Origin of the sequence: Gardnerella phocaeensis, assembly GCF_048545075.1 — a bacterium.
GTDB classification, from domain to species: domain Bacteria; phylum Actinomycetota; class Actinomycetes; order Actinomycetales; family Bifidobacteriaceae; genus Bifidobacterium; species Bifidobacterium vaginale_J.
On sequence record NZ_JBKQXS010000001.1, the window covers coordinates 527887 to 542158 of the forward strand.

Annotated in this window: 14 protein-coding genes and 1 pseudogene; 11 read left to right on the top strand and 4 right to left on the bottom strand. The window is 41.6% G+C overall.

The window, feature by feature from the left end; genetic code table 11:
- Window positions 1–315 precede the first annotated feature (315 nt).
- The 7 genes from ACJV2T_RS02305 (at window position 316) to ACJV2T_RS02335 (ending at window position 8113) form a co-directional block, all read left to right on the top strand.
- Window positions 316–1017: a TetR/AcrR family transcriptional regulator gene (locus ACJV2T_RS02305; protein ID WP_415686968.1), complete on the top strand. Its 702-nt coding sequence runs from the start codon at window positions 316–318 to the stop codon at window positions 1015–1017.
- Complete coding sequence (locus tag ACJV2T_RS02310; protein WP_419399013.1) at window positions 1014–2759, top strand: ABC transporter ATP-binding protein; 1746 nt, start codon at window positions 1014–1016, stop codon at window positions 2757–2759. The genes ACJV2T_RS02305 and ACJV2T_RS02310 overlap by 4 nt, the downstream gene beginning before the upstream one ends.
- On the top strand, window positions 2752–4470 hold the full coding sequence (locus ACJV2T_RS02315) for an ABC transporter ATP-binding protein (RefSeq protein ID WP_419399014.1): 1719 nt from the start codon (window positions 2752–2754) through the stop codon (window positions 4468–4470). The genes ACJV2T_RS02310 and ACJV2T_RS02315 overlap by 8 nt, the downstream gene beginning before the upstream one ends.
- 68 nt (window positions 4471–4538) lie before the next feature.
- Complete coding sequence (locus ACJV2T_RS02320; RefSeq protein ID WP_415683445.1) at window positions 4539–5153, top strand: MptD family putative ECF transporter S component; 615 nt, start codon at window positions 4539–4541, stop codon at window positions 5151–5153.
- Between the two features lie 2 nt (window positions 5154–5155).
- The gene (locus ACJV2T_RS02325) at window positions 5156–5959 is read left to right on the top strand and encodes an energy-coupling factor transporter transmembrane component T (protein ID WP_415686965.1); all 804 of its coding nucleotides are present in this window, start codon (window positions 5156–5158) and stop codon (window positions 5957–5959) included.
- A complete protein-coding gene (locus ACJV2T_RS02330) occupies window positions 5938–7344 on the top strand; it encodes an ABC transporter ATP-binding protein (RefSeq protein ID WP_419399015.1) in 1407 nt (468 codons plus the stop codon). The genes ACJV2T_RS02325 and ACJV2T_RS02330 overlap by 22 nt, the downstream gene beginning before the upstream one ends.
- A 151-nt stretch (window positions 7345–7495) precedes the next feature.
- The gene (locus ACJV2T_RS02335; protein WP_419399016.1) at window positions 7496–8113 is read left to right on the top strand and encodes a hypothetical protein; all 618 of its coding nucleotides are present in this window, start codon (window positions 7496–7498) and stop codon (window positions 8111–8113) included.
- Window positions 8114–8291: 178 nt separating this feature from the next.
- On the opposite strand, the pseudogene ACJV2T_RS02340 reads toward ACJV2T_RS02335, so the two are convergent.
- Window positions 8292–8539 (bottom strand): annotated as a pseudogene (locus tag ACJV2T_RS02340) (type II toxin-antitoxin system Phd/YefM family antitoxin).
- A gap of 115 nt (window positions 8540–8654) precedes the next feature.
- On the opposite strand from ACJV2T_RS02340, the gene ACJV2T_RS02345 reads away from it, so the two are divergent.
- The 3 genes from ACJV2T_RS02345 to ACJV2T_RS02355 all read left to right on the top strand — a co-directional run bounded on the left by ACJV2T_RS02345 (window position 8655) and on the right by ACJV2T_RS02355 (window position 10781).
- A complete protein-coding gene (locus ACJV2T_RS02345) occupies window positions 8655–8837 on the top strand; it encodes a hypothetical protein (protein WP_415683450.1) in 183 nt (60 codons plus the stop codon).
- 155 nt (window positions 8838–8992) lie between these two features.
- Complete coding sequence (locus ACJV2T_RS02350; protein ID WP_419399017.1) at window positions 8993–10264, top strand: ATP-binding protein; 1272 nt, start codon at window positions 8993–8995, stop codon at window positions 10262–10264.
- A 220-nt stretch (window positions 10265–10484) separates the two neighbouring features.
- Window positions 10485–10781 carry a type II toxin-antitoxin system RelB/DinJ family antitoxin gene (locus tag ACJV2T_RS02355; protein WP_019261611.1) on the top strand — a complete coding sequence of 99 codons (297 nt, stop codon included), beginning with the start codon at window positions 10485–10487 and terminating at the stop codon, window positions 10779–10781.
- Between the two features lie 382 nt (window positions 10782–11163).
- Here ACJV2T_RS02355 and ACJV2T_RS02360 read toward each other — a convergent pair whose 3' ends face one another.
- Genes ACJV2T_RS02360 through ACJV2T_RS02370 form a run of 3 tightly spaced genes read right to left on the bottom strand, consistent with a single transcriptional unit; the run spans window position 11164 to window position 13428 of the window.
- Complete coding sequence (locus tag ACJV2T_RS02360; protein WP_419399018.1) at window positions 11164–11928, bottom strand: ABC transporter permease; 765 nt, start codon at window positions 11926–11928, stop codon at window positions 11164–11166.
- A 13-nt stretch (window positions 11929–11941) separates the two neighbouring features.
- Window positions 11942–12667: an ABC transporter permease gene (locus ACJV2T_RS02365; protein WP_119527491.1), complete on the bottom strand. Its 726-nt coding sequence runs from the start codon at window positions 12665–12667 to the stop codon at window positions 11942–11944.
- Window positions 12664–13428, bottom strand: coding sequence for an ABC transporter ATP-binding protein (locus tag ACJV2T_RS02370; RefSeq protein WP_419399019.1), 765 nt, complete (start codon window positions 13426–13428; stop codon window positions 12664–12666). The genes ACJV2T_RS02365 and ACJV2T_RS02370 overlap by 4 nt, the downstream gene beginning before the upstream one ends.
- A gap of 139 nt (window positions 13429–13567) precedes the next feature.
- On the opposite strand from ACJV2T_RS02370, the gene ACJV2T_RS02375 reads away from it, so the two are divergent.
- Window positions 13568–14269, top strand: coding sequence for a response regulator transcription factor (locus ACJV2T_RS02375; protein ID WP_419399020.1), 702 nt, complete (start codon window positions 13568–13570; stop codon window positions 14267–14269).
- Window positions 14270–14272 lie beyond the last annotated feature (3 nt).

Here is a 14272-nt window from a genome sequence, read left to right on the forward strand (position 1 = left end):
TAAATTCCGTTTTCATTTGCTGCGCCGCAACGCATTGCTGTAGGCGCACCCGCGCATCTCTTATCCCGCACCAAGAAGTACTTGAAAGTAAGGCATTCCTAGTTTATACTATTTATATCGACGCAACCGTCGATATAACCGTGCGGTGGCGTGTAACGCGCAGGAACGGCAAAAATGATGCCGGCATGGGAGAAAAACAGCTTAATATGTGGGTTATGTAGCGCTGACAAACTAACGTACGTGTTGGTACGTATGTACGTGATGCGATAGCGTGCCGTTCTGACGCTGTACGCTCCAACAGCGGGGAGGTGTCCTATGGTTCGTAATAAGCGCCTGAGCTTTGATGAGCGCAAACAGCAAATCAAGCGTGTAGCAGCACGTATTTTTGTGGAAAAGGGCTTTGGAAATACCACAATGGAAGATCTGATTAAAGAAACGGGTCTTTCAAAAGGCGGCCTGTATCACTACTACAAAAATACAACCGGCATACTGTATGACATCATGCTTGACGGCATTGCATACCGCAACAACGTTATTGCGCAATCGATAGCAGACGGCAGGCAGTGGAGCATGGAATTTCTTGCCGAAGAAATGGCAAAAAAGGCTGTTGACGCGAACGAACTGATGCCCGTTTACGTTGAATTGCTACTGGCTAAAAAGAGAAACTCCCGGCTTGAAGAAGTATATAAGCAACTTGAGCGCACAACATTGGAAATGTTTAAGACCCAAAACATCGAAACAGAAACGCTCAATATCGCTCCAAATCGAGTTGCGTTTATGGCATTTTTTATAAATGCAATTATTCTTTCTGCAAACGTATTGAAAGCACACGAGCTTGTACAAGACAATCAAGACCTTATAAAAGACATCATTTTACGTATTCTGGAGCAAAGTGATTCTGAAAACATCACGTCACAAGCAGAACGTGCGCACGCGCAGCAACAGTGCAAGCCGCGTCCGCACGCAAACACGCACCGCTGCACAACGCCTTTCCCATCAACAAAGGAACGCTTATGAACACATACCGAAAACTGTTCGCATACATTCCCCAGCTTAAAGGCTTGGCAATACTGGCAGTTATTATATCGGGCGCATCATGCGTCCTTATTACTGGCGGATACTACACCATCTATCGTTTTTTGCACGCGCTTATCGTTGACAGCAACCTGCAGCGCGCGCAAAGTTTTGCGTTCGTGATTGTGCTGTTGTTGCTGGCAGGAAGCATATTTCTAGGAATTTCTGCGCTCATAGCGCATCACGTGGGCTTCAGCTTAGAAACCGCGCTGCGCAAACGCGGCGTTGAAGGGCTGAACACAGCAAGCTTCAGGTTTTTTGATACCCATTCATCAGGCACTATTCGTAAAACCATCGATGATAACGCAGCGCTGACGCACACGATTGTAGCGCACATCATCCCAGATGCCACCAAGGCGTTCCTGATGCCCATTTTTATCATTGTTATAAGTTTCTTGGTGAGCATACGCGTTGGATTATGCGTTACCATCCTTACTCTTGTTACGGGAGCAATTCTGGCCAGCATGATGGGCGGCAGCCAATTTATGAAAATATATCAGGACGCACTTGACAAGCTATCAGCGGAAACGGTCGAATACATTCGCGGAATTGCCGTCATTAAAATTTTCGGCGTATCCATCAGTTCGATGAAAAAGCTGTTCACGCTTATTCACGCCTACTCCGACTACGCGTACCAATATTCGAGGCATTGTAAAAAAAGTTACGTTTTATATCAGTTGCTGTTCTTTGGCGTGGCGGCAATTCTTGTTATTCCGATTGTCTTTTGTTTGCCTGAACTGGGTAGCCCTTCTATCCTTGCGCTCGATTTAATAATGGTGCTGTTCTTGTCGGGCGTGATGTTTTCCGCATTCATGGGCGTTATGTACATTGGCATGTTTGCGTTCCAAGGCAACTACGCGGTTGATTCGCTTGAAGCGCTGTACAAACAAATGGCTGATGAATCTATGCATTTTGGAAACGAAACGCATTTTGCGAATCACTCCATCGAGTTTAAGGACGTGTCATTTTCCTACGGCGACAAACACGTTCTTCAAAATTTGTCGTTCACGCTTGAGGAAAACAAGATATATGCGCTGGTGGGTGAGTCGGGCTCGGGCAAGTCGACCATTGCGAAGCTTATTTGCGCGTACTACCCGCTTGATTCGGGCGCGGTGCTCATTGGCGGAAAACCACTTTCCTCCTACACGCAAGAGGCGCTCATTCGCGAAATTGCCTTCGTGTTTCAGGACGCCAAACTGTTCAATGACACGCTTTTCAACAACGTTCACTGTGCTAAGCGCGATGCATCGCATGAAGAAGTAATGGCGGCGCTGTCGGCAGCGGGGCTTGATAGCGTCATCGACAAGCTGGAGAAACGCGAAAATACGCTTATTGGAACGAAAGGCGTGTACCTGTCGGGTGGCGAAACGCAGCGCGTTGCTATTGCGCGCGCCATCTTGAAAAACGCGCCCATCGTCATTATGGATGAAGCGTCGGCTTCTGTTGACGCCGATAACGAATACGAACTGCAAAAAGCGTTCAAGAAGCTGATGCGCGGCAAAACGGTAATCATGATTGCGCATCGCTTGTCGTCCATCACGGGCGTTGACGAAATTTTGCTTGCTGAACAGGGAAAAATCGTCGAACGCGGCTCACGCGCGCATCTTATTGCGCAAAACGGAAAGTATAAACGGCTTTACACGCTCTATACTCAGGCGAACGAATGGAGAGTAAGCAATGAATAAGTTTCTGAAACGCAGCTTCGCCCTAACTGACCAGGGAGTTCACGGAGCTCTGAAGGCGGGCATGTTCAGCTTCTTGGTATTTGTTATAACGATGTTCCCGGCAATGTTACTGTTGCTGTTGGTTGATCAACTGCTGTTGCACCACGTGCACGACACGCTTATTTACGTGCTGTTTTCGCTGATCACGCTTATTGTAATGGCAGTGTTGCTAAGCTTTGAATATGAAGCGCAATACAACGAAACCTACAAGGAAGCGGCGAACTTGCGCATCGAAATTGCGCAGAAGCTCTCGCAGCTTGAGATGTCGTATTTCTCGAAGCACGACCTTGCCGATCTTGCGCAAAGCATTATGGCCGATGTAGCGGCAATCGAGCACGCAGGCAGTCACGCCATTCCCACAGCACTTGGGTTTTGCCTATTCTTGCCCCTTATTACGATACTGATGCTTATCGGCAACTGGAAAATGGCGCTGCTTGCTATTGTGCCAACCTTGGTGTCGTTTGGGCTGATTGTGCTGGGGAAAAACTACGCACGCGCGCAGTTCAACAAACATTACGTGCGCCTGCGCGAAAATTCGCAAGCGTTTCAAGAGCGCATCGAGATGTCGAAAGAAATTACCGCGTTCAACTTAACAGAGCACGTCAAAAGCAGTTTATACGCGCGACTTGAAGATACGCAGCGCGTGCATTGGAAAACCGAACGCAATGCGGCGTTCCTGATAATGGGCTCGGGAATTTTTGGCCACTTCTCGCTTGCATTTACGATTGTGGGCGGCATTTTCCTTATGCAAACGGGAGAAATTTCAATATTGTACCTGATAGGCTACATGCTTGCTGCCATGAAAATCAAAGAAGCGGTCGATGCGAACATGATGTTTTTCATGGAAATTTTCTACATCAATTCGGCAGTAGAACGCATCAACGAAATCCGCAACGCAAAGGCGCTCGGCGGGCGCGATGTAAGCTTTTCGTCCTTCGATATGAGCATCGAGCACCTGAATTTTTCCTACGATGCCAACAAACCGGTGCTCAAAGACGTTAGCTTTACGGTGCCGCAAGGCAGCGTGTGCGCGTTGGTGGGTGAGTCGGGCTGTGGCAAAACGACGCTGTTGCACCTGATAGCGCGCCTGTACGACTTCGATTCGGGCAGCATTTCAATTGGCGGCGTGAACATTAAAGACGCGTCGGCTGAAAGTTTGTATCGCAACGTATCAATTGTGTTTCAAGATGTCGTGCTGTTCAACACAAGCGTTCTTGAAAACATTCGCATTGGGCGTGAAGGTGCAAGCGATGAGGAAGTAAAGCGTGCCGCGCAGCTTGCGCAGTGCGACTTTATTGACAAGTTGCCCGAGGGTTTTGATACGCTCATCGGGGAAAATGGCCAGCAGCTTTCGGGCGGTGAACGCCAGCGCATCTCCATTGCACGCGCGTTTTTGAAAAATGCACCAATTCTGATTTTGGACGAAATTGCGTCGAGCTTAGATGTTGACAACGAGCGAAAAATTCAAGAATCCCTCAATAAGCTGATGAAAAACAAAACCGTCATCATCATTTCGCATCGCATGAAGTCGATTCAGAACGCAGCGCGCATTGTGGTGCTGAAAGAGGGCCACGTTGAAGCGTGCGGCACGCATAGCGAGCTGCTTCGTTCCAGTTCAAGTTACCAAAAGCTGCTCGAGAAAACACAGGCAGCAGATGAGTTCGTATATTGAGGCGGCGCGCACCACAGCGCCACGCGCGGCAGATGGGTTCGTGCGATTCGTATAGTAAGGAGATTGTTATGAAACAACAGAACAATAGTACAACAAAACAACAGCGTAAATCGCTTATGCTGAAAGATTTAGTTCTTATTGGCATTTTCGCTGTGATTTACCTTGTCATTATCATGGCATGCGACTGTATGGGGATTGTGCCGATAATGTATTTGATCTACCCTACCATTGCCGCCATTATTGCTGGGCCATTGGTGCTGCTATTTATGGCGAAAGAACAAAAGATGTTTGCGTTTGCAATTTTTGGCATTATACCGCCCGCTCTCACGTTCTTGCTGGGCAACACGTACGTTGTTTTGGTGATTGTCATTATCACGACCCTTCTTGCCGAAGTGCTGCGCAAAATTGGCAACTACTCCAGCTTCACCTGGAACACGCTGGCATATGCAGTGTATTCGCTATGGATACCTGGCGTATTAAGCCAGATGATTTTCGTGCGCGAGCGTTTTCTTGAACTGTGTAAGCCGATGGGAGATGCTTATATAGCGCAGCTTGTTCAAATTCTTACATGGCAAAGCATGATTTTAGTAACTATCGGGACAATCGTGGGAGCGATTATCGGGGCGCTTATCGGTAAAAAGCTCTTAAAGAAGCACTTTGTAAAAGCCGGAATTGTTGCGTAACAATGGCTGTTCACATGCATATATCAACCAAGAACGAAAGTACCAGCGCCACGTCGTGCGAAGCGAACGCGCAGAAGAACGCGCAAGCAGCCGCAGAAATCGTCAATTCATTTTGTGACTCGCACGCGCACCCGTTCAATCCAAACCCCATCAGCAAATGCGTGGTGCTGGTGCTGGCAGGGCTGTGCGTCTTTAAGCACCTCCCTACCGAAATTCCGCTGTTTATTACGCTGCTGGTATTTCTGTATCTGAACGGCTACCGCGCAACCGTGCTGAAAGCGCTAATTGTTTACACGCTGCTTAGTTTTGTGCCGAATTTTGACGCGCTTTCGAGTCTGCCTGATGTGCTGAAGATGTTCTTGTGTTTCGGCTTGGTGATAAAATTGTTCATGCTGCCGTATTTAGCGGGAAAGCTCCTGGTGAAAGGTTCAAGCGTAAGCGCCATCCTGTCCTCGCTTTACCTGCTGAAAGTGCCGCAATGCGTCTCAATTCCCCTTGCGGTGATGTTTCGCTTTTTCCCAGCGTTCAAAGAAGAAAGCGCCGCCATTACCACCGCTATGCGCATTCGCAACATTTCTAAACGCCACCTAGCACGCTATTTAGAGTACGTATTCGTGCCGCTGATGATTGTGTCGTGCAACCTTGCTGACGACATTACCAAAGCCGCAGAGTGCAAAGCCATATCCAACCCCGGCACCAAAACGCGCTACACCACCATTCGCTTTCGCGTTGTTGATTTTTTGTATATGGGCATTGTTGCGGCACTAATTGCAGGAGGAATTGCATGCTTACACTGCGCGATCTAAGCGTGTTTTACGATGAAAACCAGGTGGTTCATTCTATCAACCTTAACGTATCGCCAGGTGAATGCGTTGTTTTGACGGGCGAAAGCGGAAGCGGCAAATCAAGCATCATAAATGCCATAAACGGATTAGGCATGCGCTACGATAATGCGCGCATCGAAGGCACCATCGCCCTTGATGGCGACGTGCTTGCTCAAAAGCAAATCTACGAAATTGCAATGCTTGTATCATCAGTATTTCAAAATCCCAAAACGCATTTTTTCAACGTCGATACAACGCAAGAGCTGCTGTTTTTCCTGGAAAACACTGGAGTGTCTAAAAAGGATATGCAGGAGCGGTTGCAAGAGTTACTTTCTCTTTTTCCGATTGCTCACTTGCTTAACAGAAGCATTTTTGAACTTTCAGGTGGCGAAAAACAAATTTTATGCCTGGCAAGCTCCTATATTGCAGGTTGCAAGCTTATACTGCTTGATGAGCCTACATCAAATTTAGACCATACCTATATTGAAATACTTGCTAATATGCTTCGGCGTTTAAAAGAACAGGGTATTACGTTGCTTATTGCTGAGCATCGCTTGTATTACCTACGCGAAATACTTGATAGGCTTATTCATATTGAAAAGGGAGAAATAAAACACTGTTATACACAAAGTGAATTTATTCGCTTGAGTACAGATGAGTTGCATGCGCGCGGGCTGCGAAGCAATATTGACGAGGCACTCTCGTTGCCTGAATTGCCACCATACACAATAGAAAATTGTCCAACACTACGTATAGACAATCTCAAATTAAGCTTTGCCAACCAATGCAATCTTCATGTAGGCAATCTTGCCTTTCAAACGAACTATATTTATGGCATTGTTGGAAAAAATGGTTGTGGTAAATCAAGCTTTATTAAAAGCCTTATTGGTGTTATGAAACAATCAAAAGAAACAGTGTTTTACCAGGATAAACAGTGTAATAAACGAAAGAGGATTTCGCTATCATCACTAGTAATGCAAGATGTAAACAGCCAGCTTTTTAGCGAATCAGTTGAACATGAGCTCACACTTACACAAAAAAACATATCGGAAGTTTCCCTAGACTCTATATTAGAGCAACTTAACATCCGTGAATTCAAAGATGTGCATCCCATGAGTTTATCTGGGGGTCAAAAACAGCGTGTTGCTATTGCTACCAGCATGGTTGATGGAGCGGCGCTCATGTATTTTGATGAACCAACCAGTGGCATGGATTATAAGAACATGCTTGCCATATCGCACTGCATTCAATCGCTTAAAAACCAAAAACGCATTATTTTTATCGTTTCGCATGATGTGGAATTTCTTAATATCACGTGCTATTATATTCTAAATATAGAGCGTTTCTCTACACGGCAATTGCAGTGAAACTATATCGGAGGAATAAAAGAACTCAGGGAGCGTTACAAGCAAAATAATGAAATAAAAGATGGTGTATTAAACGCACTTGTTGACTGTTAAAACTTTTATTCGTAAGTATAATTAAGATAGATAATTCGCTAACAAGGGAGTTGTTCAAGTGGTGAATAGTAGGAAGTTTGTAGCAAAAACGAAAGATGTTAGCTTAACGGTTAGAAGGGCTGATTCTTTTAGTATTAGTTGTGTTAATTGTGAAAAAGACGTGTTTGGGATTGATGAAAATCAAGATGGTATAAAACTTGTTCAAACAGAAAAAGTGTCGGCTTTTTACTGGTTGCATTGGCTTGCTAAAGGCAGTCCTGAGGTAATTATTTCGTTGCCGGAGAGTGTTGATTTTTGTGAGATTGAAGCTGAGTCTAATCAAGTACTAGTAACAGATATTAAAGCTGACAAGATTTATGCGGAAGTTCATAACGGCAGGGTGGAAGCAAGGAATGTTCAGGCGAATGATGTTTTTCTAAAGTGTCTTAATGGTTCTGCTGTGGCGAATAATGTTAAGGTTGTTGCTTCTTGCATGGTGGATACGTTAAATGGTACGAGTGTTTTAGAAGGAGAAATTACCAAAGGCGCATGTCTTGAAGTAGATTGTGAGAATGGTATTAGCGAGGTTTCTGATAAGAATAAGGTCAATCTTGGTTGTAATAATCTTGGGCGCAAAACAGATGGATGTGCTCACTATGCCGTGCACTGTTTGAATGGAAAAGCTGTAGTGAAGTAATACTGTTGTGGTGTTTTATGTTCGCTACTTTGATCAATCGCACGAAATAGAGTTTGGCATATTCTAAAAATTCTTCGGAATGTTGGAGTATTAGGCTTGGTGGTTTTTAATCCAAGTGTAAAGGTCATTTTCATTTGCTTTGCCTGATGCAACTTTGAGAACAATATCGATCAGTTCTTCATTTGGCAAGTTCCTCATAGACTTTTTGTTCTTTTTGATGAACATGTTGGATAAAGCCATAACTTCATCGTCTGCTGGAACAGTAACTTTTTCAGTTTTGGCTTTTGGGAATTCTAAAATTACGTAGCGAGGAGCGTTGTTTTTCAAAATAACAGCTGATCCGTATGTGTCAACAAGTCGCGCAACTTTAGAAAAGTTTTGATTTGCTTCGGAAATAGAAACAAGCGTGTCTGTATTTACATTCATATCAAGAACCTCCATTTTTGTGAGAATTATAGCATATATTTTAGGATAAATAAATCCTAAGTATTTTAGAGTTATTTTATAAATGACGTATAGCCTATGTGTGCTCTAGTTGCTTATGTTTTGGGGAACAAACCGTCACAATAATCATAAAAAAGTTTCCCTACATCATTTGATTTCTCATGGTAGGGGCTTGTTGGTTATTCCAGAAAATAAGGTTCCTGAGTTTAAGAAGCTGCTTGTTTGGGATTATACCGAATATGCAAACTATAGAATAGTGATTGTCCAAATGTATGAATGAAAGTTCGCCAAATACTTGAATGAAAGTTCGCCAAATACTTGAATGAAAGTTCGCCAAATACTTGAATGAAAGTTCGCCAAATACTTGAATGAAAATTGGACAAATACTTGAATGGCTGATAAAGTTTACCTAACGAATAGGCATCGGAGGAGATTATGAAGGAGTATTTACCCAGAATTGCAGATAAATTGTTAGAAGAACGATTAGACGCAAAGGGAGCAGTTTTAATTGAAGGGCCTAAATGGTGCGGAAAGACTACAACGGCAAAACAAAAGGCTAAGAGTTTTATATCTATGGATCTTCCTGATATGACGAAACAATATCAACAAATGGCAGAACTTTCTCCTAGTACTCTACTTGAAGGAGAAGCTCCAAGGCTGATAGATGAATGGCAAATAGCGCCTAATATATGGAATGCAGTGCGATATGAGGTTGACAACAGGGATGAGTTTGGCCAATTTATATTAACGGGTTCTGCGGTGCCTAATGAATTTGATGACTCTATGCATACAGGCATAGGTAGAATCTCTAGGCTTTTGATGCGACCTATGAGTTTGTATGAATCAAAAGACTCAAGCGGTGAAGTTTCTCTTAGAGATTTATTTGAAGATAAAAATATTTCGTCTATTAATGAAACCAGTCTTGAAAAAATAGCCTTTTTAATATGTAGAGGCGGATGGCCGAAAGCAATTGGTTTAGACGAAAAACCGTCTTTATTTCAAGCGATAGATTATTATGAATCCGTTGTTTCTACAGATATTAGTAGAGTCGATTCGATAAAAAGAGATAAAGAAAAAGCAAAAAGACTACTTAAATCTTACGCAAGGCATGTGGGCTCGCAAAGCTCGCTAGAAACGATAAGGCAAGATATGTTGGTCAATCAAGAGGATACATTTGATCAAGTGACTCTTTATTCTTATCTTGATGCACTAAGAAAAATGTTCGTGATAGAAGACTCGCCTGCATGGAATCCAAATTTAAGATCTAAAGCGTCCATACGCACAACGGATACTAGATATTTTTCAGACCCATCCATTGCAACTGCTGCTTTAGGAATTGGGCCAAAAGATTTATTAGATGATTTAAAAACTATGGGATTTTTATTTGAAAATTTATGTGTTCGTGACTTAAGAATTTATACGGATTATTTAGAGGGAACAGTTTATCATTATAGAGATAGGAATGGTTTAGAATGTGATGCGGTAATTCATTTAAGAAATGGGTCTTATGGTCTAGTTGAGATTAAGCTCGGTGGAGATAAGTTGATTGAGGATGGTGCAAAAACTTTAAAGGATTTAGCATCTAAAATAGACACTGAAAACATGCCTAAACCTTCATTTATGGCAGTTTTATGTGCCAAAGCGCCTTTTGCTTACAAAAGAAATGATGGTGTTTGCGTAATACCTATTGCTGCTCTAAGACCTTAATGTTTTTATGTTCACACATATGAGACTACTGGTCTTACAAGAATCCATTGTATAAAGTGGATTTTCTTATTCTAAGCGCAGTCAACAGAGGCTCCATACCATTTCTTTTCTTCGCCATATTTTCTATAAGTGTATATATCAGTCAAAAAATCCCATTCGTGCAATTGTATTGCAATATGCGACACAGTATTTTATGATGTGTGTATGGAGGTTGGTTGATATGGCAGTTACTAAAACAGCGAATGTGAATGTGAGAATACAAGAAAATATTAAGCAGCAGGCGGAGCAGATTTTGGAAACTATTGGAATTTCTAGGGCTACTGCTATTGACATGTTTTATCGTCAAATCATTCTTAATAAGGGTATTCCGTTTTCGCTTACTATTCCGAAGTCGCTTCCGGCACAAGATGATATGGATGAGAAAACGTTTAACGCGTTGATGGCTAAAGGTTATGATCAGGCGGTTCGTGGTGATAGTTATCCGATAGATGATGTTTTTGAAGAGCTTGAACGATGATTAGCAACCGTGGTGTGAGCTTGGTTTTAGAAGAATACGCTTAAAAAATTATTACGTTTATTTTTGTGTTGATGAGAGTAGAAAAGAAGTTCAAATACTCGCGGTTATCTACGTGAGAAGAGACCAGACTAAACAACTGGAAGAATTGTAATGTAACGCGCTATCAAGCCAATCTTAAACTTTTTAACGATAGCTTTTCCTATCGTTAAAAAGTGCACCCACTATCCATAGTGTGCACTCAAAAAAGTGTATAAATACTACGAGTGCTCTCAATCTACATTGAGAGCACTGTAAATGATGTCAAGCGCAGATTAGCTGGGTGCGCTTTTGCTAATCACATCTGCATTTGTTATTTCTCTGCATTGTTATTTAGTATCTTTTGTTATCTCATTTCTTTTTTACCAAATTGTGTTATTGCAATCAAAAATACAAACACAGATATTGCAATTGCACATGGCAAAAATGGTATAAGATTAAAGCCGTTTCCTAATCCTGTTGATGTAACTGCATGTAGAGAGCGGGAAACCATATATCCGCTGTAACAATAAGGATAAACTATCCAAAGTGGAGTATTTGCTATTAATACGCCAGGAATTACAAGAAGTATATTTAATCCAATGGATAACATTGACTTTTCAAAAAGTACAGTAATCGCCCACATGACTATTACGCTTGGAATCATAGTCAAAAACAGATCTAAACACCATTTTAGCAGATGCATAATTGGGAGCGTTTCTGTAACTCCTGTGCTACTGGTTGCAAACAATCCTGCTATAACGAATACAGCAAAAAATACGACCATTTCCATAAGCAAATAAAATAGCAGTACGCAAAATTTTGCAGCAGAAATCGCGTATCTGCTAACAGGCAGTGCCAGCATTTTTAGTATTCCGTTATTGCTTGTTTCTCGTCCTGCAATCATCACGCAGATAACAATCATACTAAACGGAAGCAGATAATATGAGTAGACTAATGCGCTTTGAATAAACATAGCAGCCCATGCGTTTGTACATTCTGGAGTGAAGTAGCTATGAAGGCTTGCTACACCAGATCCAACCACAAGTAATGGCGCAATAAAAATCAAAGGAATAATTTTACTACGCTTTACTTTCTTAAATTCGATTCTAAAAAGTTCAAAAAATCTCATTTTCATAATCTCCTTATTCATAGTGCAGGTTCTTAGCCGCCCACAATCCAGAACATAAAAACAGAAGTGTTTCAACTATGGATACGATTACGACCGTAGTATTAGGTTGCGCGCTCATGGCAACTGCTGGTTTTAGCATAACTATAAAAGGTGATGCCATAAAAAGCACAATGTCTGAAGAAGCCAATGCCATGCCGCTTAAAAATCCTGCTACACCAATTCCAAGCGTTACCCACATGTTTTCAAATCGTGATGATACAAAAATCATAAAGGACAATACAGGCATTGACGTAATAAATGAATATGCAGCAAAAGATATAAGAGTACTTACATTAAACGTGCCTTGTGGCAAATCTGTTACACCGATTTTTGCAAGTGCTAAATTTTGTATGCAAATAGCGATTAGTAATAGAACAGTCAGCAGCATAAATTTGCATAGGTACATAGCAGGAACGCTCATAGGCAGCATATGCATCCTTTTTACTGCATTTCCCTTAAATTCCATGTTGTAGATAATGCATGCTGCGACTATTATGCCGAACATGTTTAATACCATAATCATGCCGTAAAGCTGTGTGAGAAGAATATCCATAGGAGCTAAAGGCAGGTTTAATAATGTATTTTTTCGTACAATAAAATTCACAAAAGCGTACGCTGCTCCCATAACTCCAATAGCAATCATAAGAGCTATAAAGCCAGTTCTCTTGCATTTTTTTAGTTCGATTACAAGCGTTTTCATAGTCGTGCACTCTGCTTCCTGATCTTATTGTCTTCATCAATCATGGATAGGAACATATCTTCCAAATTGTCGGAAGCAAAACCAGATCGTAATGCATGCTGTCGTAGTTCATCTAAACTACCTTCAAATAACAAGTGTCCGTGATTAAGTATTCCAATATCATCTGCAATAAGCTCAATTTCGGATAGCATATGAGAAGAAATAAGAATCGTGCAATCGTAAAGATCTGGCAGTGACTTAATCAGATTTCGGATTTCATGTATGCCAGATGGATCGAGTCCATTTGTTGGCTCATCTAAAATCAAAATAGGTGGTCTACCAAGCAATGCTCCAGCAAGACCAAGCCTTTGCTTCATGCCAAGCGAATATTTTTTTGCAAGACGGTCTGCAAACTCAGAAAGACCTACTAATTCTAATGCGTCATCAACTGCACTCTTAGGTAGTTCTAAAATGCGACGTATAATGTCAAGATTTTCTCTACCTGTTAGATTTGCATAGAAAGATGGTGATTCAATAAATGAGCCTATTTCTTTCAAAATAGGTATGCGATCGGCAGGAAACTGTTTTCCGTCGATTGTAAATGCACCTTTTGTTGGAGCTGTAAGCCCTAGGAGCATTTTCATTGTTGTAGATTTTCCAGCTCCATTTGGCCCAAGAAAGCCGTAAATGCTACCTTTGCGAATATGAAGTGAAACATCATTAACAGCAATAAATGACTTATATTTTTTTGTTAAATGTTCTGTTGTAATAATATTGTTCATGGCAATATCTCCTTTCGGGATTTATGATATTGCGTCAACCTTTCTACAACATTCTCTTCACCTTACATCTACCTTACATTTTTATGCGAGGTCAAAAAATGAACATTCACATGGCATAATATATGTTAGGGGGTTCTCCATGAATCGGAATGATTATTTATTGAACAAGCATCTGCTACTTGTTGATGATGAGCAGGAACTTCTAGATATGGTTGTATCCATATTAAACGAATACGGTTTTTATAATATAACGACTGCAAAAAGTATAAAAGATGCAGTAGAGTCAACACAAAAATTACGTCCAGAATTAGCAATCCTTGATGTTATGCTCCCCGACGGTAATGGGTTTGAGTTAATGAAGCAGATAAAACAATATAGTGATTGTCCTATTTTATTCCTTACTGCTTGCGGTGAAGATGAAGATAAGTTTAAGGGATTTGACTTAGGAGCAGACGATTATATTGTAAAGCCGTTTCTTCCAAAAGAGCTAACGTTTCGCATTATGGCAATTTTAAGACGAAGCTACAAGAGCGAAAATCCCATTGTTAAACTGAAAAATAGTCAGATTGATTTTTCTTCTGCCCAAGTAATAAAAAATAACGAACATATTCCACTCACAGCCAAAGAATATGATTTACTTTCTGCACTTTATAGAAATGCTGGATGCATTGTAACAATTGACGCGTTATGTGAAGCTGCATGGGGAGCTAATCCTTTTGGATATGAAAATTCTTTAATGGCACATATACGTCGTATCAGAGAAAAAATAGAACTCAATCCATCGCAACCTGTTTCTTTAATAACAGTTAAAGGCTTAGGATATAAGCTGATTGTGGAGTAAAGC

Bases quoted from the DNA above. Each gene is read 5' to 3' on its own strand.
- ACJV2T_RS02305 (WP_415686968.1), top strand. From the start codon at position 316: ATGGTTCGTAATAAGCGCCTGAGCTTTGATGAGCGCAAACAGCAAATC.
- ACJV2T_RS02310 (WP_419399013.1), top strand. From the start codon at position 1,014: ATGAACACATACCGAAAACTGTTCGCATACATTCCCCAGCTTAAAGGC.
- ACJV2T_RS02315 (WP_419399014.1), top strand. From the start codon at position 2,752: ATGAATAAGTTTCTGAAACGCAGCTTCGCCCTAACTGACCAGGGAGTT.
- ACJV2T_RS02320 (WP_415683445.1), top strand. From the start codon at position 4,539: ATGAAACAACAGAACAATAGTACAACAAAACAACAGCGTAAATCGCTT.
- ACJV2T_RS02325 (WP_415686965.1), top strand. From the start codon at position 5,156: ATGGCTGTTCACATGCATATATCAACCAAGAACGAAAGTACCAGCGCC.
- ACJV2T_RS02330 (WP_419399015.1), top strand. From the start codon at position 5,938: ATGCTTACACTGCGCGATCTAAGCGTGTTTTACGATGAAAACCAGGTG.
- ACJV2T_RS02345 (WP_415683450.1), top strand. From the start codon at position 8,655: ATGTTTTGGGGAACAAACCGTCACAATAATCATAAAAAAGTTTCCCTA.
- ACJV2T_RS02350 (WP_419399017.1), top strand. From the start codon at position 8,993: ATGAAGGAGTATTTACCCAGAATTGCAGATAAATTGTTAGAAGAACGA.
- ACJV2T_RS02355 (WP_019261611.1), top strand. From the start codon at position 10,485: ATGGCAGTTACTAAAACAGCGAATGTGAATGTGAGAATACAAGAAAAT.
- ACJV2T_RS02360 (WP_419399018.1), bottom strand. From the start codon at position 11,928: ATGAGATTTTTTGAACTTTTTAGAATCGAATTTAAGAAAGTAAAGCGT.
- ACJV2T_RS02365 (WP_119527491.1), bottom strand. From the start codon at position 12,667: ATGAAAACGCTTGTAATCGAACTAAAAAAATGCAAGAGAACTGGCTTT.
- ACJV2T_RS02370 (WP_419399019.1), bottom strand. From the start codon at position 13,428: ATGAACAATATTATTACAACAGAACATTTAACAAAAAAATATAAGTCA.
- ACJV2T_RS02375 (WP_419399020.1), top strand. From the start codon at position 13,568: ATGAATCGGAATGATTATTTATTGAACAAGCATCTGCTACTTGTTGAT.